At 44.2% G+C, this 20,586-nt stretch carries 25 protein-coding genes and 1 pseudogene; 13 read left to right on the top strand and 13 right to left on the bottom strand.

What is annotated here, in order from left to right:
• The 5 genes from H9659_RS10980 to H9659_RS10960 all read left to right on the top strand — a co-directional run bounded on the left by H9659_RS10980 (position 1) and on the right by H9659_RS10960 (position 3,675).
• Positions 1-708 (top strand): ABC transporter ATP-binding protein, encoded by a 708-nt coding sequence (locus H9659_RS10980; protein ID WP_191690657.1) that lies wholly within the window; start codon positions 1-3, stop codon positions 706-708.
• A 352-nt stretch (positions 709-1,060) separates the two neighbouring features.
• On the top strand, positions 1,061-1,990 hold the full coding sequence (lipA, locus tag H9659_RS10975; RefSeq protein ID WP_191690655.1) for a lipoyl synthase: 930 nt from the start codon (positions 1,061-1,063) through the stop codon (positions 1,988-1,990).
• A gap of 6 nt (positions 1,991-1,996) precedes the next feature.
• Entirely contained in the window at positions 1,997-2,356 is a 360-nt protein-coding gene (locus tag H9659_RS10970) for a YutD family protein (protein ID WP_191690428.1), read from the top strand.
• Between the two features lie 88 nt (positions 2,357-2,444).
• Positions 2,445-2,909: a type VII toxin-antitoxin system HepT family RNase toxin gene (gene hepT / locus H9659_RS10965; protein WP_191690426.1), complete on the top strand. Its 465-nt coding sequence runs from the start codon at positions 2,445-2,447 to the stop codon at positions 2,907-2,909.
• The gene (locus tag H9659_RS10960) at positions 2,896-3,675 is read left to right on the top strand and encodes a TIGR01457 family HAD-type hydrolase (protein ID WP_191690424.1); all 780 of its coding nucleotides are present in this window, start codon (positions 2,896-2,898) and stop codon (positions 3,673-3,675) included. The genes hepT and H9659_RS10960 overlap by 14 nt, the downstream gene beginning before the upstream one ends.
• A 34-nt stretch (positions 3,676-3,709) precedes the next feature.
• Here the strand turns inward: H9659_RS10960 and H9659_RS10955 are convergent, their stop codons facing one another.
• On the bottom strand, positions 3,710-3,946 hold the full coding sequence (locus H9659_RS10955) for a YuzB family protein (RefSeq protein WP_191690653.1): 237 nt from the start codon (positions 3,944-3,946) through the stop codon (positions 3,710-3,712).
• Positions 3,947-4,085: 139 nt separating this feature from the next.
• Between H9659_RS10955 and H9659_RS10950 the strand changes: the two genes are divergently transcribed.
• On the top strand, positions 4,086-5,150 hold the full coding sequence (locus H9659_RS10950; RefSeq protein WP_191690423.1) for an NAD(P)/FAD-dependent oxidoreductase: 1,065 nt from the start codon (positions 4,086-4,088) through the stop codon (positions 5,148-5,150).
• 106 nt (positions 5,151-5,256) lie between these two features.
• Here the strand turns inward: H9659_RS10950 and H9659_RS10945 are convergent, their stop codons facing one another.
• On the bottom strand, positions 5,257-5,586 hold the full coding sequence (locus H9659_RS10945) for a YuzD family protein (protein WP_191690421.1): 330 nt from the start codon (positions 5,584-5,586) through the stop codon (positions 5,257-5,259).
• Between the two features lie 23 nt (positions 5,587-5,609).
• On the opposite strand from H9659_RS10945, the pseudogene H9659_RS10940 reads away from it, so the two are divergent.
• Positions 5,610-5,905, top strand: a pseudogene (locus H9659_RS10940) (NifU family protein).
• 47 nt (positions 5,906-5,952) lie between these two features.
• Here H9659_RS10940 and H9659_RS10935 read toward each other — a convergent pair.
• Positions 5,953-6,630, bottom strand: coding sequence for a DUF2225 domain-containing protein (locus tag H9659_RS10935; protein ID WP_191690416.1), 678 nt, complete (start codon positions 6,628-6,630; stop codon positions 5,953-5,955).
• A gap of 118 nt (positions 6,631-6,748) precedes the next feature.
• On the opposite strand from H9659_RS10935, the gene H9659_RS10930 reads away from it, so the two are divergent.
• Complete coding sequence (locus tag H9659_RS10930) at positions 6,749-7,114, top strand: HesB/IscA family protein (RefSeq protein ID WP_191690414.1); 366 nt, start codon at positions 6,749-6,751, stop codon at positions 7,112-7,114.
• Positions 7,115-7,195: 81 nt separating this feature from the next.
• Here H9659_RS10930 and H9659_RS10925 read toward each other — a convergent pair whose 3' ends face one another.
• Positions 7,196-7,567 (bottom strand): lipoprotein, encoded by a 372-nt coding sequence (locus H9659_RS10925; protein WP_191690412.1) that lies wholly within the window; start codon positions 7,565-7,567, stop codon positions 7,196-7,198.
• Positions 7,568-7,969: 402 nt separating this feature from the next.
• Between H9659_RS10925 and H9659_RS10920 the strand changes: the two genes are divergently transcribed.
• Positions 7,970-9,187: an NAD(P)/FAD-dependent oxidoreductase gene (locus tag H9659_RS10920; RefSeq protein ID WP_191690410.1), complete on the top strand. Its 1,218-nt coding sequence runs from the start codon at positions 7,970-7,972 to the stop codon at positions 9,185-9,187.
• Positions 9,188-9,314: 127 nt separating this feature from the next.
• On the top strand, positions 9,315-9,656 hold the full coding sequence (locus H9659_RS10915; protein WP_116020343.1) for a YuiB family protein: 342 nt from the start codon (positions 9,315-9,317) through the stop codon (positions 9,654-9,656).
• Positions 9,657-9,692: 36 nt separating this feature from the next.
• On the opposite strand, the gene H9659_RS10910 is transcribed toward H9659_RS10915, so the two are convergent.
• Positions 9,693-10,169, bottom strand: a complete 477-nt coding sequence (locus tag H9659_RS10910; RefSeq protein ID WP_191690406.1) for a divergent PAP2 family protein — start codon at positions 10,167-10,169, stop codon at positions 9,693-9,695.
• Between the two features lie 103 nt (positions 10,170-10,272).
• Here H9659_RS10910 and H9659_RS10905 point away from each other — a divergent pair, with 103 nt between their 5' ends.
• On the top strand, positions 10,273-11,787 hold the full coding sequence (locus H9659_RS10905; protein ID WP_191690404.1) for a leucyl aminopeptidase: 1,515 nt from the start codon (positions 10,273-10,275) through the stop codon (positions 11,785-11,787).
• A gap of 62 nt (positions 11,788-11,849) precedes the next feature.
• A complete protein-coding gene (locus H9659_RS10900; protein ID WP_191690401.1) occupies positions 11,850-12,110 on the top strand; it encodes a hypothetical protein in 261 nt (86 codons plus the stop codon).
• 44 nt (positions 12,111-12,154) lie between these two features.
• Here the strand turns inward: H9659_RS10900 and mnhG are convergent, their stop codons facing one another.
• The 7 genes from mnhG to H9659_RS10865 are packed head-to-tail and all read right to left on the bottom strand — an operon-like array spanning position 12,155 to position 17,897.
• The gene (gene mnhG, locus H9659_RS10895; RefSeq protein ID WP_191690399.1) at positions 12,155-12,517 is read right to left on the bottom strand and encodes a monovalent cation/H(+) antiporter subunit G; all 363 of its coding nucleotides are present in this window, start codon (positions 12,515-12,517) and stop codon (positions 12,155-12,157) included.
• Positions 12,501-12,782 (bottom strand): Na(+)/H(+) antiporter subunit F1, encoded by a 282-nt coding sequence (locus tag H9659_RS10890; RefSeq protein ID WP_025782963.1) that lies wholly within the window; start codon positions 12,780-12,782, stop codon positions 12,501-12,503. Before H9659_RS10890 ends, mnhG begins: the two co-directional genes overlap by 17 nt.
• Positions 12,779-13,258, bottom strand: a complete 480-nt coding sequence (locus tag H9659_RS10885; RefSeq protein ID WP_191690397.1) for a Na+/H+ antiporter subunit E — start codon at positions 13,256-13,258, stop codon at positions 12,779-12,781. Before H9659_RS10885 ends, H9659_RS10890 begins: the two co-directional genes overlap by 4 nt.
• 6 nt (positions 13,259-13,264) lie before the next feature.
• The gene (locus tag H9659_RS10880; RefSeq protein ID WP_318240723.1) at positions 13,265-14,746 is read right to left on the bottom strand and encodes a Na+/H+ antiporter subunit D; all 1,482 of its coding nucleotides are present in this window, start codon (positions 14,744-14,746) and stop codon (positions 13,265-13,267) included.
• Complete coding sequence (locus tag H9659_RS10875; RefSeq protein ID WP_191690395.1) at positions 14,739-15,080, bottom strand: Na(+)/H(+) antiporter subunit C; 342 nt, start codon at positions 15,078-15,080, stop codon at positions 14,739-14,741. Before H9659_RS10875 ends, H9659_RS10880 begins: the two co-directional genes overlap by 8 nt.
• Entirely contained in the window at positions 15,080-15,502 is a 423-nt protein-coding gene (locus H9659_RS10870; protein ID WP_191690392.1) for a Na(+)/H(+) antiporter subunit B, read from the bottom strand. Before H9659_RS10870 ends, H9659_RS10875 begins: the two co-directional genes overlap by 1 nt.
• Positions 15,492-17,897, bottom strand: coding sequence for a Na+/H+ antiporter subunit A (locus tag H9659_RS10865; RefSeq protein ID WP_191690390.1), 2,406 nt, complete (start codon positions 17,895-17,897; stop codon positions 15,492-15,494). The genes H9659_RS10870 and H9659_RS10865 overlap by 11 nt, the downstream gene beginning before the upstream one ends.
• Before the next feature lie 174 nt (positions 17,898-18,071).
• Here H9659_RS10865 and H9659_RS10860 point away from each other — a divergent pair, with 174 nt between their 5' ends.
• A complete protein-coding gene (locus H9659_RS10860; protein WP_191690388.1) occupies positions 18,072-18,674 on the top strand; it encodes a DUF5366 family protein in 603 nt (200 codons plus the stop codon).
• On the opposite strand, the gene H9659_RS10855 is transcribed toward H9659_RS10860, so the two are convergent.
• A complete protein-coding gene (locus H9659_RS10855; RefSeq protein ID WP_191690386.1) occupies positions 18,671-20,524 on the bottom strand; it encodes a transglycosylase domain-containing protein in 1,854 nt (617 codons plus the stop codon). The two genes, H9659_RS10860 and H9659_RS10855, sit on opposite strands and share 4 nt — an antisense overlap.
• Positions 20,525-20,586 lie beyond the last annotated feature (62 nt).

Raw genomic sequence — 20,586 nt, 5'->3', positions numbered from 1 at the left:
ATGCTGAGCATCCAAGATTTGAACGTCTACTACGGCAGCATCCATGCATTGAAAGGGATTTCTCTCGAAGTGAACGAAGGGGAAATCGTTACACTCATTGGCGCAAACGGTGCAGGGAAGAGTACGTTGCTGAAAACGTTATCGGGCTTACTGAAGCCGAAAGAAGGTACCATCCATTATCAAGATAACTTAATAAGCGGTAAACCCGCCCAAACTATCGTAAAGATGGGAGTCTCCCAAGTACCTGAAGGAAGACGTGTTTTCGCAGATATGTCGGTGGAAGAGAATATTGAATTAGGGGCTTATTTGAGGAAAGACAAGAGTGAAATCGAAAAGGATTTCAAGAAGGTCTATAACATCTTCCCTAGATTGTATGAACGCCGTAAGCAAACTGCAGGTACACTATCTGGTGGAGAACAGCAAATGCTTGCGATGGGAAGAGCGATTATGGCAAGACCTAAGCTGCTTCTATTGGATGAACCATCTATGGGCCTCGCTCCACTTATGGTCAAAACCATTTTTGAAACCGTTAAAGATATTAGTAAGGCAGGAACGACGATTCTGTTAGTGGAGCAAAATGCTCATATTGCTCTTTCCATCGCGGATCGTGGATACGTGATTGAAACAGGACGTGTCATTCTATCAGGCACTGCCGCGGAATTACAAGCAAGTGAAGAAGTGAAGAATGCCTATCTGGGCGGTCATTGAACAACTGAATCATCTCAAGAGAAAGCGTCCAATCAGCGGACGCTTTTCTTATTGAAGCCCTTTAGGCATCAAGTTGTTCGCTTTCTGAATATATGTTACATTATTGAAAGCAGGGGAAACAATAAATGTTTAACTAAATTCAGCAGGAATCTTCCACTTCGATTCGGGGCAGATGAATGCGTATTTTTTCTTTCAGTTGGGTTTTTTTTCGGCTGATTGAAGCTAAGCCTCTGGCGGACGTCACAGATTTTTAAGGGAGCTCACCGAGCGCGCTCGAAAAAATCCGGACGCAATTACGCCAAGGCGCATTAGATATGGAATGGAGATGAAAACTGTGTCTTGCAAACCAGGGGTGGACAATAAAAAAGAGCACATCCGGAAACCGGATTGGCTAAAAATCAAGTTGAATACGAATGAAAACTATACCGATTTAAAAAAATTGATGCGGGAGAAGAATCTTCATACAGTTTGTGAAGAAGCCCGTTGCCCGAATATCCATGAGTGCTGGGGGGAACGCCGTACAGCTACATTCATGATTCTTGGAGATACGTGTACTCGCGCTTGCCGTTTTTGCGCGGTAAAAACGGGTTTGCCAACTGAGCTCGATTTAGCAGAGCCTGAACGTGTGGCAGATTCAGTGGCGCTCATGAATTTAAAACATGTCGTGGTAACTGCGGTTGCACGGGATGACCAAAAAGATGGCGGATCTGGCGTGTTCGCAGAAACCATCCGTGCAATCCGTAGAAAAAACCCATTTGCCACAATCGAAGTACTTCCTTCTGATATGGGAGGAGAGTATGATAATATTAAACGGTTAATGGATGCAAAACCGGATATTTTGAATCACAATATTGAAACGGTCAGACGGATGACGCCTCGGGTCCGTGCACGTGCTAAGTATGATCGCTCATTAGAGTTACTTCGTCGGGCAAAGGAATTGTATCCTGAAATTCCTACAAAGTCGTCGATTATGCTAGGTGTGGGCGAGACGTGGGACGAGATCTTGGAAACAATGGATGATTTACGTGCGAACCAAGTGGATATTATGTCAATTGGCCAATATTTACAACCGAGTAAAAAGCATTTAACTGTACAAAAATATTACACGCCAAAGGAATTCAAGGAACTCTTTGAAATTGCGATGAGTAAAGGCTTTTCGCATTGCCAATCGGGTCCGCTCGTTCGTTCAAGTTATCATGCCGATGAGCAAGTGAATGCTGCGGCGAAAGAGCGTCAACGCAGAGGCGAAGAGATGCTTGAATCCTTGACTGTGAAAGGCTGAGTCGACATGACAGAACGACTAATTACGTTGGATCAGTACGAATTCGAGATTATTGAAAACTACCGTGAAGGTTTCGACAGCGAAGCACTGATGAGTCGTTACAGTGAAATTCTGTTGAAATACGACTATATTCTCGGGGACTGGGGTTATGGGCAACTCCGTCTTAAAGGTTTTTTTGAGGATCGTAACGCGAAAGCGACTTACGAAACGAAAATCAGCACGTTGCAGGATTATCTTTATGAATACTGCAACTTTGGCTGTGCCCATTTCATATTGAAAAAAGTTGGTAAAGTGAAGAAGGAGCAAGTGGAGACGGAAGCGCAAGTGGAGACACCTGTTGCTGAAGAACAACCACAAATGTCATAATCCCGTTCCATTCGGGCGTCTTAGAGCATTCTCTCTGACGTCCGTTTCTGCATGTTCGTTATGTGAAGACAATTGAGGAGGAGCTCGTATGTATTTTATCGACCGGAAAAAAATTAGTGAGACACTCGCCTATATGGAAGAACTGCTTGCGCAATTTACAAATGAATCCAACTGGCAAGATAGTATGTTGAAGACACTCGCACTTGAGAGGATCGCTCAAAACATCATCGAGTCCATTATTGATGTAGGGAACTCCATGATTGATGGATTTATCATGCGGGATCCTGGCAGTTACGAAGACATTATCGATATTATGGAAGATGAAAAAGTAATTAATAGTGAGATGGAACGCCCCCTCAAAGAGATGATTGAGTTACGAAAAATGCTCGTGCGTGACTTTATGAAAGTCGATTTAGCGCAAGTGGAAAAAACCATGACGACGAGCTACTCTTCACTCGAAAAGTTTCCAAGCTGTGTACTGACCTATTTGGAAAACGAATTAGGACCGGTATCTGCATTTCTTCCGGAGGATTCGCCACATGGAACATTATAAGACGATCTGCTTGGATCTGGATGGGACTGTATATAAAGGTGAACAAGCTATTCCGGAGTCGGTTGACTTTATCCGAACATTACAACAATCTGGAATCGAGCCTTATTTCATTACAAATAACTCCTCTCGTACAGTGTTGGAACAACAGCAAAAACTGAAACGGCTCGGAGTGGAAACCTCTGAGCACCAGATCATGACATCTGCGATCGCCAGTGCCAGGTATTGTGCGCAGAACTATACAGGTATGACGGTGCAAATGATTGGGGAATCGGGATTACGGGAAGCATTACTAAACGAGGGAATTACGCTTGTCGAATCGGACGGAGACATAGTCGTCATGGGGATCGATCATGAAATTACATATGAAAAATTAGCTTCAGCTTGTTTGTCGATCCGTAAAGGTGCATGTTTTCTTGCAACAAATGGAGATCTCTCCTTGCCGAATGAAATTGGGTTGGTACCTGGTAACGGCGCATTCATAGAACTCGTCAAAGCTTCTACAGGGGTTGCACCGACTATATTAGGCAAACCTCAATCCTACATGCTGGAATTCGTTCAGCAACAAACGGGTGCGCACAAAGAAGAGATGCTCATGATCGGCGACAACTACGACACGGACATCCTTTCCGGCATCCGCTATGGCATCGATACGATCCACCTCCAATGCGGCGTCACTTCACTTGAGGAAGTACTAGGGAAATTGGAAGCACCGACCTATATGTTTAAAACGCTTGCGGAATGGAACACAACAAAAGGACTCGTCTAACACCTAAGACAAGTCCTTTCTTGTTTTCCTATTATTAAAAGAGAGGATTCTCTTCGATGAACTCGTAAATCTTCTCTGTCAGCTCAGCTGGTGTATCCGCCTCAACAATTTCTCCGTTCACTAATGCATACAGTGAATCCATACACTTCGTGCAATAACTCAGACAACCGTATTCCAGAACGTCAAGATTCGGATCCTTCTCAAGTGCTTCAAGTGTCTCTTGAGAACCATTGGCTAAATTACTAATGCAAAACTCAACTATCGGGTTCACACCCATCACCTCACCTTGTACGATCGTACTCTTTTTTTCTTTACTCGTCAAAGCCCGTGCCTTATTGTGAAGAACGTCACATACTGGTATACTCATACGTGAGGAAAAGACGGAAATCTCTAAGATAAAGGAGACTATCATGAAAAAATTGCTATTATTAGGTGCCGGATACGGTAATATGCGAATCTTACTGCGGGTTTTGAATAACTTACCTGCAGATGTAGAAGTGACACTTGTAGATCGCACATCATTCCACAGTTTAAAAACAGAATTCTATGCATTAGCTTCAGGTACAGTATCGGATAGTGAAGTGCGCGTTGCTCTACCGACACATGAACGTTTGAAAGTAGTGGAAGGTGAGATTGCGGCAATTGAAGTAGGAGAAAAATGTGTCTTACTGACAGACGGCAGACAACTTGACTACGATCAGCTTGTCATCGGCCTAGGATGTGAAGATAATTATCACGACGTACCAGGAGCTGACGAATTTACGTACAGCATTCAAACCATTGGTCAATCCCGGGAAACGTACAAAAAGCTCTTGAATTTAAATGGGGGAGCGACTGTCGGAATTGTCGGTGCGGGGCTGAGCGGTATCGAACTGGCAAGTGAATTGCGGGAAAGCCGCTCAGACTTGAATATCAAATTATTCGATAGAGGGCCGCGTATTTTACGGGACTTCCCGGAACGTTTGAGTAATTACATCCAGAGCTGGTTTGAAAAGAATGATGTGGATGTGATTGCAAATTCAAATATTACCAAGGTTGAAATGAATCTGCTGCATAACCACGAGGAGCAAATTGCTGTGGATGCAGTCGTATGGACTGCAGGGATCCAGCCGACAAAAGTGGTTCGGGAATTGGATGTAGAAAAAGACAAATCAAACCGTATTGTGCTGAATCAGTACCATCAGATTCCTGGCTACGAGGACGTATATGTCGTGGGTGACATTGCTGCACTTCCTCATGCACCAAGTGCACAGCTGGCAGAAGGACAAGGGGAACAAATCGTCACTGTCCTCAAACATACTTGGAATGGAGAACCGTTACCGGAGAAGATGCCCGAGATTAAGCTCAAAGGATTTATGGGATCTCTCGGTAAAAAACAAGGATTTGCATACTTGGCGGATCGCACAGTAACCGGACGAATTGCACGACTTCTGAAATCCGGAGTGCTCTGGATGTACAAATGGCATAATGGTTGATTGCAGAACACTAAAAAGCGCAGAAGACAGGGTGTCCTTGTCTTCTGCGCTTCAATTTGTTTAGAGAAAGTAGTAAAGTTCTCAATTACATTTTAACTATTATCACTCAGAGCGCTGGAACAAAACCGTGCTTTTCAAGTTCATTGAAAATCGGTTTTAATTGAATATACCCTTCGCCGATCACTTCTTCGTTCACGAGGACAAGCGGGTAGAAATATTCGTCTTCTTTTACTTGATCAGCAAGGTGTCGCTGGCGTTCATCGTCAATCGCTGACTCAATATCAATATAAACAATATCAAATGGATGATCGGGATATTTCCGTTGGATGGCAGCGTTCAGCCATTCATATGTATCTTTAGACGTGGGAGCGTTCACGCAACTTGCACAAACGACCTCTGCCCCGTATACTTCAACTGTAACGTGTTTAGCTTCCATAGCTAACGCCTCCTGATTCTCTATTGGATTTTTTTTGCGATCCAGTTTATAATAACTATAAGGAAAGGGGAGTTTAAAACTTATGACAGAAGCAACGATGAACGAATCTGTTCAAGAAGTGTTGAATAAATTACGTCCGTTCCTCTTACGTGACGGCGGCGACTGCGAACTCATCGATGTGGAGGACGGAATTGTTAAGTTACGTCTTCTAGGTGCATGCGGTACGTGCCCAAGCTCGACAATTACATTGAAAGCCGGTATTGAACGTGCTCTTCTTGAGGAAGTACCTGGCGTTGTAGAAGTAGAACAAGTTTTCTAAGAGCCATCTGGCTTCGCAGGAACGGGCCACTCGCGTCCGTTCCTGTTTTATTTTTCCACCCGAATTTCTTGCCATCGTTCTTTCGCCATTTCAATCAGTTGAGGTTCAGTAGAAGTTCTCTGGGTTTCAATGATTTTCGAGAAGTATTGAACCGCTTTTTCTCGATCACCGACACGCCATGACAATTCCGCCAGCATATAGAGGACACGGGATTCAGACATTTGAGTTCCCACGTGATCATCTGCAAAATACGCTTTTTCATATAAATTTCTAGCAAGTGTTAAAAAACGCTGCTCTTCTTCATCATTATTCAAAATTCGATAGAGCCATGCTGTCCTCAAGGTTATTCCTGCTGTCGTGAGCGATTTTTCTTTTTTCATCATCGCACTTAAATAGCCCAGCTTGTAAGCGGCGATGGCGTCTTCAATTGTGCGTTCTCCACCAAGTGAATGAGGTTTCCAGCCGGCTGTGATGCCGGATGCAATCTGTTCTTTTGTTCCCGGAGCAAAATAGGGGGCAAAGTCATCTGTGAAGGAGAAGCCGCAAGACGGACATACAGCTATATTATAAAACAGCGGATTTACGCCGTTGTCCACATAATTCGGTTTAAAATCACTATCGGTTGAAGCAACCCTAGCAAAACGGGAACGGACTCGGGTCGTTGTGAACGATTCCTTACAGTTCAGGCAACCCATTTTCTTATCGTAAAATGGTGTAACTTCCATGGTGCACCACCTTTCATACTTTCTACCCCATTATAGCAAAGCTTACTAGAACAAGGGCGTTTGATTGCACTGCAATTTATAACATTGTTATGATTGATATTACTTAGGAGGGATTTTAATGACACAACTACTTAACTTATCGGAAGCAGCTGCCTACCGCGTTAAAGAAATGATGGAACACAATGGGGAGCAGGGCTCTTTTCTACGTGTCTCTGTCAACGGCGGGGGTTGCAGCGGACTTACGTACGGTATGGGGTTTGATGCAGAACAGAATGCGTCGGATCAGCTATTGGAACTGCATGGAGTGAAAATTGTCGTGTCCTCTGAGGATACCGATATATTAGCAGGTACAGAAATCGACTATAAAGAATCATTGATGGGTGGAGGGTTCACCATCGAAAATCCGAATGCCATTGCTTCTTGTGGCTGTGGGACCTCATTCAGAACAGCGAAGAAAGCGGGAAATCCTGCAAGTTGTGATTAATGAATATAACTAACAAAAGTCTCTTCGACAGGTCTGTTCACTCAGATTCTAGTAGAAGAGGCTTTTTATTGCTTACGAAATCTAGTCATCCATTGTATAGAGACTGATCGGTTGTGACTCGCCATTCACTCGGAAATCGATCGAGTCATGTTTGGAATCAGATGTTAATTTGTAAATATGCGGTTTCCGTTCTCCTCCATTTTCGTTCGTAACATCCAGCTTAACGAGAAGTACATTGTCTTGGATTTCTGTGTCCGCCTCTACGTCACCCGCCGAATGGTAAATAAGATAGGAAACTGTCTTATCCATTGAAATATATTGAATGGGAACAGAACTATCCATGACCGCTTCCACATTCTTCGGAGCAATTTTCATCTCTTTCAAACTGGAAGCAGATGCAGAACAGCCAGCTAAAACTAATACCAACAGTAATCCAACGACTAATCTCTTCATCCAGCACCTCTTTGTGTGTTGTTTAAACACTGATTTATCTGACACCTGTGAGCTGATTTAACTATAGCATTGCAAATGGACGCACTCAAGATGGAACAAAGCCCTAACATTGATACCAAATTTGGTGAAACTAAACGTATTTATGTTGATTCAGTGACTTTTAGATAGGTGTAATATACAGATTAAGTCAGTTAAATGGCTGAATTCCACATTTCTCGTCCATTTATGAAGACTATGAGAAGTTATTTCGGAATGTCCGAGTATATTCCTAATAAGCTATTGAAATGGCAGGTCAAAAAGGCTACTATGGATGAGGAATATAAATAATAAGCGCTGGATTGTAGGAATCACGTGATTTTTACAAACCGGCACATCATACATGAAAAGGTGGAACCGATTCCCGTGAAAAAAAGACCTACAATCCTAGTTCTTGGTGCAGGATATGGCGGATTAGCAACTGTTGTGAATCTGCAAAAATCTCTTGGCGTAGACGATGTTGAAATCATCCTGATCAATAAAAATGACTACCACTACGAATCTACTTGGCTGCATGAAGCTGCAGCAGGTACATTGAAACCTGAACAAGTGCGCTATCCGATCAGCCGAGTAATTCAACAAGACAAAGTGAAGTTTGTGAAAGCTGAAGTTCAAGCGATCGATGTTAAAGCGAAAATGGTAACGTCATCAGCTGGACAGCACACGTATGACTACTTAGTGATCGGTCTTGGTTTCGAAGGAGAAACATTCGGAATCCCAGGTCTTGATAAGTATGCACTTTCGATTGCAAACGTTAAGGCAGCGCGTCAAATTCGTGAGCATATCGAATACCAGTTTGCGACATGGTCCCTTGAAGAAGTGAAAGCGGATAGCCGTCTGACAATCATAGTTGGAGGCGCTGGGTTCACAGGAATCGAATTCCTTGGTGAACTTGGAGACCGCATTCCTGAACTTTGTGAGGAATTTGATGTACCTGCTGACAAAGTGAAAGTACTTTGTGTAGAAGCAGCACCTATGGTTCTTCCAGGATTTGACCCAGAATTGGTTGAATATGCTGTCCGTCAGTTGAAATCCAAAGGAATTGAATTCTCAATTGGCACGCCAGTTGTCGAAGCAACTCCTGAAGGCGTAAAACTGAAAAAAGGCGACGACGAATTTGAATTCATCGAAGCAGGTACAGTAGTATGGGCAGCGGGTGTCCGCGGTAACCGCTTGATCGAAGAGACGGGTATCGAAAATATGCGTGCTCGTGTTAAAGTCGAAAAGGATCTTCGTGCTCCAGGATACGACGATGTATTCATCGTTGGTGACTGTGCATTGATGATCAACGAAGAGATCAATCGTCCATACCCACCAACTGCTCAAATCGCGATGCAGCAAGGGGATATGTGTGCCAATAACTTGATCGCTCTTATGAAAGGCCAGCCGACTCAAACATTCGTTCCAGACTTGAAAGGAAGCATTGCTTCACTCGGATCTAACGATGCAATCGGTGTGGCTTTCGGTAAGAAGATGACAGGTAAGAAAGCATCATTCATGAAAAAGATGGTCGACAACCGTGCACTTTACTTAATCGGTGGTGCCGGTCTAACATTGAAAAAAGGAAAGTTTGACCTCCTTTAATACATTTCGGGAAACACTCGTCTACTAATTTAGTGGCGAGTGTTTTTTACTACTTTCCGACAACTTCATGACACTTGCGTCAGCTGTTGAAAGAAGTGCCACAATCCGGTAAAATGAACTAAGGAAAATGGAGGTCATCATTTTGGGAACAATTTCACTTACAGAGATTATTCTGTCTGTCCTCATCTTTATCGTTATGTTTTTCGGAATCGGATTTTTGCTTAATATGTTACTGCGCATGTCGTGGGTCATGGCGATTGTCTATCCGATTGTCGTAATATTGATTATTGATGAAGTGAAGGCATATGAATATATTACAAAGCCGGGCCATGCGTTCAGCATGCTCGGAGATAAGCTGATGGCATTACATACAGTCGATATTGTGATTCTCTCAAGCGGTTTGGTGGGAGCAATCATTTCAGGGATTGTGAGTAAGCTTTTACGTAAACAGGGATATCAGATGTTTTAAAAAAAACGCTCAGGCAAAAGCTGCCAGAGCGTTTTTTCATATGATAAATGTATAGGTAATAACGGAAATGAGAATGCCGGTGACTGCGCCTGCGAAAACTTCACTGGGCTTGTGCCCGAGCAACGTCTTCAACTCAATAATTTTTTGTTCTTCATCTTTCTTGATCCAATCTTTCGTACCGCTGACGAACGTCTGGAAATCCGCACGAATCTGGTTGATGATCAAGGCTTGCTGACCTGCTTGGTAACGAACACCGCTTGCGTCGAACATGACAATCACTGCAAAAATTGCTGAGATGGCGAACATGGAAGAATCCAGCCCGTGTTCGAAAGCAATAGCAGTCGTCAGTGCGGTAACTGCAGCCGAATGAGAACTTGGCATGCCTCCTGTAGAGGTCATTAGCTTCCAATCGAGCTCACGAGTGAGTAAAAAATGAATCGGAATCTTTACGAACTGTGCGAAAAAAATTCCGAATAGTGCAACCAACAGTGGCACGTTGCTCAAAATTGTCATATAGGCACTCCTCGTTTTAAATAATCCGGTAACCGAAGAATTTTTTTCGTTTCTTCTTCAACTGGTATATAATTAGAATGTATGAAAATGAGGAGGTAGTCAAATGAAAACTATCATTACAAACAAAGAGGTCACACAGAGCAACCATGACGTGGTTGTGGTGGGTATCCCTGAACATCCAGAAAACCAAACGAATTGGAATGTCATAAATGACGCATTCAATGGGAAGTTAACAGATTGGGTTAAAACGGGTGATGTGAAGACGGATCTTAACGCAGTGACTAAACTGCCGTCTATAGGTGACAGTGCATTCAAACGTGTGGTTTTCATTGGTCTTGGAGCATCTAAAAAGTTAACAGATCAAGGACTGCTTGAAGTATTCTCCAAGATCGGTAAAGAGCTTAAGTCGATGAAAGCAGAAAGCGTTTCCATTTGGGTGGATTCCTTTACCACAGAAGAACTGGAATCGGAAGATGTAGCGTTCGCATCTTTGCAAGGTCTCGTATTAGGCAGCTACAAATTTGCCGATTACAAAACGACTTCAAACGAAAAAGACTTCGAATTCAATACAGTTGAATTGCTTAGTTCAACTGATGAGAATGAACTTAAAGCCGCAGCAGAAGTAGGACTTGTACATGCGGATGCTGTCAATACAGCACGTACACTTGTCAATACACCTCCGAATATTTTAACTGCTGTTAAAATGGCGGAGCATGGTGAGATGCTAGCTGAAAAATACGGATTTGAAATCGAGATACTTGGTAAACAAGAAATGGAAGAGCTCGGAATGGGTGCAATTCTTGCGGTCAACAAAGGTTCCGTCGAAGAGCCCCGTCTGATTGTCCTTAAATATGCTGGTGGAAACGAAGACTGGACTGACGTAGTCGGACTCGTCGGCAAGGGAATTACGTATGATACAGGCGGATATTCTTTGAAGCCTCGTGAAGGCATGGTCGGCATGAAAGGGGACATGGGTGGTGCTGCAGCAGTATTTGGCGCGATGCAAATCATCGGTGAACTCCGTCCCGCCAAAAACGTAATCGCTGTCATTGCTTCAACTGACAACATGGTTTCCGGGGATGCATTCAAGCCGGACGATGTGATCACCTCTTTGTCAGGAAAAACAATTGAAGTCTTGAATACAGATGCAGAAGGCCGCCTCGTATTAGCGGATGCTGTGACATATGCAAAACAATCAGGTGCGGATTATCTGATCGATATTGCAACATTGACTGGCGGAGTGATTGTGGCACTTGGTAAAGATAAAACAGGTGCATTGACGAACGACGAAGCCTTCTTCGAGGAATTTATGGAAGCATCCCTCGAAACAGGTGAATTCGTTTGGCGCTTGCCATTAACAGAAAGCGATAAAAAACGAATTCGTAAAAGTGAAGTAGCAGATCTCAACAATTCACCAGGTCGGGATGGTCACATGATCTTTGGCGGCGGCTTCGTCGGAGAGTTTGCAGGAGATACTCCTTGGATCCACTTGGATATCGCAGGAACGTCTGAAGCGGATGCGCCCCATGCACTCGGTCCTAAAGGCGCTACAGGAGCCATGACAAGGACGTTGGCTACGTTCATCGAACGGTTAGCCGAAGACACTACGGAGGCGTAATAGGTGTCAGCCTACCCCTTCCACTGCCCAATGAATAGGATAAGTGGGAAAGGGGGAGGGAAATGTCAAGATATAGAGGAAACAACTTCGGCGGTGGAAGAGGTTTCGACGGAGGAAGAGGGTTCGGTGGAAGTGGATTTGGTGTCGGCTTCGGAGGCCCATTCCTTGGAGGGCTTTTTGGGAGCTTTCTCGGAAATGCGATTCAACCTTACGGATATGGCGGAGGCTACGGTGGAGGATACTCACCATATGGCGGATATCCCCCGTATGGCTACTATCCATACTCGTACCCGCCTTATTACAGCCCCTATGGATATTGGTAAACAAAAAAGACGCAGCGGCCTGAAACGGCCGCTGCGTCTTTCGTTCATTCTTCGTGGGATTTTTGTTCCCCAATTGCTTCTCCAAGATCGTCTCCAACGGTCAATTCTGTCGGCTTCACACCAGACATGTAAGCAGCGCGGCTCATTAAGTGTCCACCTACAGGGGACGTGATGAATAAGAAGACGCTGCCGAGCAGCAGCTGTATGCTGAAATGTCCTTTTATCCACCAAAAGTGAAGGAACACCCCAATGAGGATTCCGAGAACACCGAGAGTCGCACTTTTTGAAGCGGCATGCGCCCGAGTGTAGACATCAGGCAATCGAAGTATCCCGACTACTGTAACAACTGTAAAGAATACACCTACGAATATGAACAGAGCGATAATAATATTAGCGATGAGTATCACGGTCTATAATCGCTCCTTTTTCGATGAATTTTGAGAACGATACGGTTCCGATGAAGGACATAATCGCAATGAGCAAAATCACATCTATGAAAAATATCGTGTCAAAAACGATTGACAGCAATGCGATGATTGAAATCAGCATCACTCCGATGCCATCCAAAGCGATCAGGCGATCTGGAGTGGAAGGTCCTTTGAATACTCGGACGAGCGTACCAAGCATGGACAGGAAGATGATGATTAAACTGATCCATATGAAAATCTTCATGTCCGGCTCACCTCCATGATTGCTTTTTCAAAAGATTGTTTGATGGAACTGATGGCTTCCTCAACATCATTCACATCGATTGCGTGGATGTACAATGTTCGCTGATCATCCGATACATGAACGACTATTGTTCCTGGCGTCAATGTAATTAAACTGGATAGTAATGTAATCTCCCAGTCCTTCTCAAGAACTGTCGGCATCGCAAAAATCATCGGCTGTAATTCTAATTTCGGCTTTAAGACTAATAGTGCGACGGAAATATTGGAAAGGATCAATTCCTTAAAGAAGATGGACGTCAACTTGACGCACGCCCATAATCGCCCCAAGTACAAGCGACCGTTGTAAAACCGTCTAGTCAATATGAGAAGCAGCAAACCAATGATATAACCAATAACAAAAGTGGAGGGGGTAAAGGACGCCGTGATAAGCACCCACGTAATTGCGATGAAAAAGTTAAGCAATATTTGAAATGCCAACGTGATCTACTCCTTTAACACGGCGTTAATATAACTCGACGGATCGAGCAGCACATGGGCTGCATCTGATACGTACGGGAAAATCCACTCAGTTCCGACTCCGTATAAAACGGACAGAGCTACTAGAATCACAGCAGGGAACATCATCTGTTGATACGTTTTACGATTCGTCGGCTGTAACGTGACCGGCTCTCCCCAAAACGCATAGATGAATATCCGGATGACTGATAGTAAAACAACTAGACTGGAAGCGAGAATCACAATCGTTCCGAATAGTTGACCGTGTTCAAATCCGCCTTGGACAATCAGCAATTTCCCGACGAACCCACTTAATGGAGGGATACCGGCAAGTCCGAAAGCGGCAATAAGAAATAGCCAACCTAGTGATGGATGGGTTTTGATAAGTCCTCCCATTTCTCGCAAATTGGAAGTACCGGTGACAACAATCATAATCCCGATAATCAGGAACAATGCGCCTTTAATGAGCATGTCGTGAATCAGGTAGAAGACGGCACCTTGCATTCCAGCTTCGTTCATTTGAGATACTCCGAAGAGAATAACACCTATTGCGATCAGGATGTTGTAGATAATAATCTGTTTCAAATCGAAATAAGCGAGTGCACCGATACAACCTGCAACGATGGTAAGCAGAGCAAGTACCATCAGGATGGTGTGCGTAAACGCAAGATCATGGACAAAGAACAGTGTGTAAGTCCGTGTGATGGCGTACACACCGACTTTTGTCAACAACGCACCGAACAGTGCAAGTATCGGAACAGGGGGAGCAGCATACGATCCCGGCATCCAGAAATAGAGAGGGAAGATCCCGGCTTTTATCCCGAAGACAAGAAGCATCAGGACCCCGATGACCGAGACGATTCCCGGCTGTCCGATGTCCGCAATTTTCTGTCCGATATCCGCCATGTTGAGCGTTCCGACGATTGAGTACAGATACGCAACCGTGATGACAAAGAATGCAGATGAAATGACATTCACAAGTATGTACTTAATGGACTCACGTAACTGTCTCTTCTCTCCGCCAAGAACGATGAGCATGTAAGAAGCGATCAGCAACACTTCAAAAAATACAAACATGTTGAAAATATCACCAGTTGTGAATGCCCCATTCACTCCTGTAATCATGAAGAGGATGGCAGGATAGTAGAAAAAACGCTCCCGTTCTGCACCGATTGAGCTGAAGCTATAAATGGACACGAATAGCGTAATGACTAATGTAGACGTTACGAGTAACGCAGAGAACATATCCGAAACCATAGTGATCCCGAATGGTGCTGGCCAGCTGCCGAGTGTCAGTGTTTGGATCCCATCCTGTTTCACTTTCATCATTAGCATTACTGCTGAAGCAATACTGACACTTAGTCCAATGACAGTGAGGATTCGCTGGATGCGTACTTGCTCTTTGAAAAACAGAAGTACAATCGCAAAGAAAAACGGGATGATGATCGGAAACAATAGAAGGTTAATCATGCTCATCATTTCCTTTCATCGAATTCAAATCATCAGTTTTGTGTACGGCATACGTACGGTAGGCAAGGACGAGTATGAACGCCGTCACTCCAAAGCTGATAACAATTGCGGTTAAAATCAAAGCTTGTGGAAGGGGATCCGCAAAATCAGATGCGCTATCCGTGAGTACCGGAGGCGAACTGCCGCCGAGACCACCCATCGTCAGGATGAACAAATGTGCTCCGTGACTTAACAAACCGGTACCCAGGATTACTTTAATCAAGCTTCTTGAGAGAATTAAGTAAATCGCAGCTGTAAATAAAATCCCAGCTACAATAGCCATGAGTAACTCCATTACTCATCCCCCCCGATCGATTGAATAATTGTAATTGCTGCACCCACGACTACGAGGTAAACGCCTAAGTCGAAAATCATGGCTGTGTGCAGCTCAGTGTCACCGAAAAGCGGTAAATTGAAATGTCCAAATGCATGTGTAAAAAATGGAACATTGAACAAAATGGAGCCTGCTGCTGTTCCAAGCGACAACAGTAAACCGACAGCTATCACTACAGTGAAGTTAAAAGGCAATGTCGCTCTAACGGTCTCCAAATCAAATGCAAGTAACAGCAGCACAATGGCACCTGTCGTTAACAGTCCGCCGACAAATCCGCCACCCGGGGAGAAATGACCGGCAAAGAAAATATGGATCGAGAAAAGGAAAATGATGAAGAACGTCACTTTCGTAGTAGTTTGTAATATGACATTATTATTTTTCATCATCGGACCCCTTTCTCGACAAGCGAAGACGGATCATGCCGAGAACAGCAATTCCAGCAATCGATAGGACGGCGATTTCAAACAATGTATCAAAACCGCGGTAGTCGACGAGAATGACGTTCACGATATTTCCGCCACCTGCTTCTGTATAGACGGTATCTTTATAGTACTGTGAAATACTTGAGACAAGCTTATTGGAATGGGCGGACAACGCAACGAGAGTGACTGAAAGTCCAACTGCTACTGCAACAATTCCGTTCACCAGCTTGTTCTGTTTTGTTTCCCCGTGCGTCTTTAGCGCAGGGAGGTGACGGAATGCGAGCAAGAAGAGAGCGACTGAAATCGTCTCAATCACGAGCTGCGTCAACGCCAAGTCAGGAGCTTTGAACAATACGAAGAACAAAGCAACCGAGTAGCCGACCGCACCTAATGCAATAATGGCGGAAATCCTGTTTTTCGACATGATGACCATACCAGTTCCCAAAATTGCTACAATCGCATTCAAAACGGCAAATAGCGTAATCGGTGAAAGGCTGCTCATATCCAGCTCAAAAGCACCTTTAGCAAACAGTACAACGATTGTCATAACGGAGAAGAACGCGAACATATACAGTAAATACGTACGGATCAGCCCATTCATATAGAACCGGGATAGTTTATTCATCCCTTTTTCTGAGAACGTCATTACGCCCTCGTATAGTGCGTTCAATGAGTACTTATCCGGTTGCAATGCATACACCGGTTGCCATTTTTTAATAGAAGTATAGAGTAATACCCCCACTGTAATGACAGCAACTGTCAGCAACATTGGTACATACGTGAACCCATGCCAGGCTTGTACATGGACAGCAGCTTCTGAAGGCAGGCTATAAAGTTGAGGCTGCGCTGCCATGACGGCAGGTGCAACCAGCCATTTACCAACAATGTTCGGAACGAAGAACAGTGCAATCACGCTGACTGCTAAAATGATAGGTGAAATCAGCATGCCAATGGGTGCTTCGTGCGGTTTAAGCGGTAGTCTGTCAAATTTCTTCTCGCCTGTGAATGTCTTGAAGACGAAGTAGAAACTGTAGACAAATGTGAATACGCTTGCAACCCATGCGATAATAGGGAATAGAATACCCCACGTATCAAAGTTGAACAGTTCAAAGTGTTTCAGAGCGAGCATGGATTCCAAGAACAACTCTTTACTCAAGAACCCTCCGAATGGCGGAATACCAGCCATCGAGAGACCGCCTATGAAAGCGACTGTGAAACTGATCGGCATGACACTCATCAGGCCGCCGAGTTTACGGATATCACGGGTGCCGGTTTCGTGATCGACAATACCCGCAATCATGAACAAGCTGCCTTTAAAGACTGCGTGGTTCACTAAGTGGAAAATTGCTGCAAACATCGCCAATCGGAAAAGATCATCGTCCGAATGGTACGCAATTGCTCCTGCACCGAGTAAAGACATGATCAAACCTAATTGGCTAACTGTCGAGAATGCGAGAATGCCTTTTAGATCGGTTTGCTTCACAGCAAAGAACGACCCCCACATCAGCGTGAGCAACCCAACGCCCGATACGAGCCAGATCCACACGGGAGACTCTGCAAAAATCGGCGTAAAGCGAGCGACAAGATATAATCCTGCTTTGACCATAGTCGCTGAGTGCAAGTAGGCACTGACAGGAGTAGGCGCTTCCATGGCATCCGGAAGCCAAATGTAAAACGGAAATTGAGCAGACTTCGTAAACGCCCCGAATAACAGAAGAACAGCTGCTAGTGTAAACAACGGATCTCCCGAGTAATCAGCTAATCTGGAAATCAATTCACGGATTGAGTATGTATCTCCTAAAATGCCGAGAATCACAAAGCCCCCGAGCATCATTAATCCTCCACCGACAGTTATCATCATGGATTTTAAGGCCCCGAATCGGGAACCGTCCCGTGTATACCAATAACCGATCAATAGGAAAGAAGAGATGGACGTCAATTCCCAGAATAGATAGAGTGAAATGACGTTATCCGACTGTACAACGCCTAGCATTGCCGTCATGAAAAGCAGTAAGTAAACATAAAAGTTACCAAGTTTTTCTTTGTGCTTATCCAGATAGAAAATCGAATACAGAACAACCAACGCACCAATCCCAGTGATGAGCAGTGTGAATAGAAGGCTGAGACCATCCAGATAGGAGACAAAAGAGATTCCTAGTGAGGGGATCCAATCGAACGATGAGACTGCGTGTTCTCCACTTGCAGTCAGTGGTAAGTATGTACTGTAGTAGGCAAACAGGACTACTGGGATAATCAGAACAAACCAACCTGTATGTATGCCAGCGACTCGACGGAACAACGTCGGAATGAAAAGAGCTGCTAAAGCCGGCAAGAAAATCAACCAAACAAATTCCACTAAAAATCCTCCTTCCTTGTACTAACATGATGTCGACATTGGTTTAAAGTATAACGTAAACAAGCGCATTTTGCACTGCGGGCACTTGAAAGGGATTGCGGTATATCAATCTCTTCCTATATTATAGAGTCATGGAAAAACCATATAAAATAACCAGTCAGTCTGAGGTGCAGTATGAAAAATCCGTATTTGTTCAGTTATTTGCCGTTTTTTACAATTATGTTGTTCAGTTTAACATTTGGAGTGTATACAGTCGGTTTTTCATTGAGTGTGTTTCGTGAAATCGGTCTTTATGATGGTCTGTTGGAATTCCTGACAGATACCCAGCTGCGATTGTTCTTGCTAACCGTCTATGCGCTCTTTTACTTCATGGTTTTCAGTGCACTCAAACTGATTGCAGCGACAATTCATGAAACAGCACTGTTATTCTTTTACAAAGCGGCCCCTGCGACAGAAGCCCCTGTTTTGCATGTGACAGACGAAAGAGGAGGCAAACTCATTTACTTCATCGGTGCGCTTGCGTCAGCTTTTGCCATCCAATCGCTTTACTGGCTGCTGCTCGTGTTTTTGACGGTCACGTTCATTTACTTTGTCTACAGCACGTATATGTTGCACCATCAGCTTCCATTTTCAGCGATCATCGGGATTATCTTCTTTGAATTCATCGTGTGGGCAGTACTGCTTTCAGCTGTGGTTTACATTTTACTAAGATTGTATAACGGGATTGCCGCCAGTATCCCTGGAGTCGAAAAAGACCAGCTGCCAATTGGCAGCTAGTCAGAAAGAGCAGCTGAAAACACCTTCAGATGCAATTTTTGTTCACTCTGTTGCTGGAGCGATTGAGGTCGATCATACCCGATCCAAACCGCGGCGGTATACTTGTCGTCCAACCCAGCAACCCATAAGTCTTTGTAATGACTTGTTGTTCCTGTTTTTGCTCCTGTGTACCCCGTCGCAGAACGAAGACCCCGAGCTGTTCCGGTCCGTGCCGTCTCTTCGAGCATAGATCGGATATTTTTCGTCGTCTTTTGTGACCACACCTCTTTACGTTCATCCTCCCATTGGTATAACACATTCCCTTGCCGATCTTTTACAGAACGAATCGCTCTGGCAGGTTTAAATGTCCCATCTATGAAGCTCGTATACGCATTTGCCATTTCGAAAGGCGTCATCCCATTTTCAAATCCGCCAAGAGCTGCAGTATATTGATGATCTTTTTCGGTGACATGCTTGAAACCGAAAGGAGCTAGGTGAGCAAACGACTCCTCAATTCCGACACGTTGGAAAATCCGGACTGCTGTCGTATTGTAACTTTGACTGAACGCTTTTTTCACAGTTGAAACTCCGTATGAATAACGTCCGAAATTCTCAGGACAAAAACTCCCGATGCATATTCCACTGCCATCGATAAGAGAGTTTTCCGTATACGTCCCGCTTTCTAAATAGGGTGCATATACGAGTAGAGGTTTTATGATCGATCCGGGCTGACGCACAGCTTGAAAGGAGCGATTGAAGTCCGTTTTCCGATACCCGAATCCTCCATAAACACTAATAAGTTCTCGAGATTGGTTATCCACAACAGCTGCACCGGATTGTATTCCGCTCCCGGAAAGCACATTTGAAATCCCATTTTCAAGACGATGTTGTTTAACAGGATCCAGTGATGTGTCAATCCGCACTCCGGTGTTGATCACTTCAGTGATACGACGCGACAATGAATGTTGAATCGCTTTTTTTGCCTCTTCATCTTTTGCAGTCTGTAACTGAGCAGTAAAGCCTTCTTTTTCACTGATCAATTGTTTAAGCTCGTCAACTACATACGTATGGTAGGCAGGGAATTGACTGTTCTTCTGTTTTAACTTGAGCTTGACTGGAGCGCTCTGCACAATTTTTCCCTCTTCTGCGGAAAGGACTTCATTGTTCACCAGCACTTGAAGAAGTCGCTCTTGCCGTTTTTTGGTACGGTCAAAATGCTTCAATGGATCATACAAAGAAGGGTTGTTCGGAATCGCTGCTAGAAAAGCGGTTTCCGCTTCACTTAACTCCGCTAATGGCTTGCTGAAGTAATAGGTGGCCGCTGCACCAATTCCATATACCTGATTTCCGAAATACATCTCGTTCATATACATTTCCAAGATTTCATCTTTTGTCGATTGCTTTTCCAGTTCAGCAGCATATAAGATTTCTTTGAATTTACGTTCATAGGTTTTTTCCGGGGAAAGAAAACGCATACGGACCACTTGTTGGGTAATGGTGGATGCCCCTTGACTCAGACCATTCGAATTCACATTGACTGCAAATGCTCGAGCGATAGCAGCGACATCATATCCTCTATGTGCGTAAAATCCTTTGTCCTCGCTCTCGAGAAACAATTGTTTAGCGAACAACGGAATTTCGGATAAAGGAAGCGGATCTCGCCACTGGGCATATTCTTCTGCAAATAACTGTCCATTGCGATCGAAGAGTGCCATTGGGTTAGTAACAACAGGATCAGATAATTCGATGGTTTTTTCTACTTGTTCTTTATACGCATTCGCCTCATGCCATTCCGCTGCGACTTCCTGTTGTAGCCAGAAAAGCAGTGGGAGACTTAACAAAGCGACAGCAAAACCTGCAAGCTGTCTCACAACTGGTCCCTCCGTTCTTACATGTACCTATACAAAATATAGCACACTCCAGTATTTGGAGT

The sequence above is a fragment of the Sporosarcina gallistercoris genome (assembly GCF_014836415.1).
Lineage (GTDB): Bacteria > Bacillota > Bacilli > Bacillales_A > Planococcaceae > Sporosarcina > Sporosarcina gallistercoris.
This window is presented reverse-complemented; position numbering and strand designations above follow the sequence as displayed.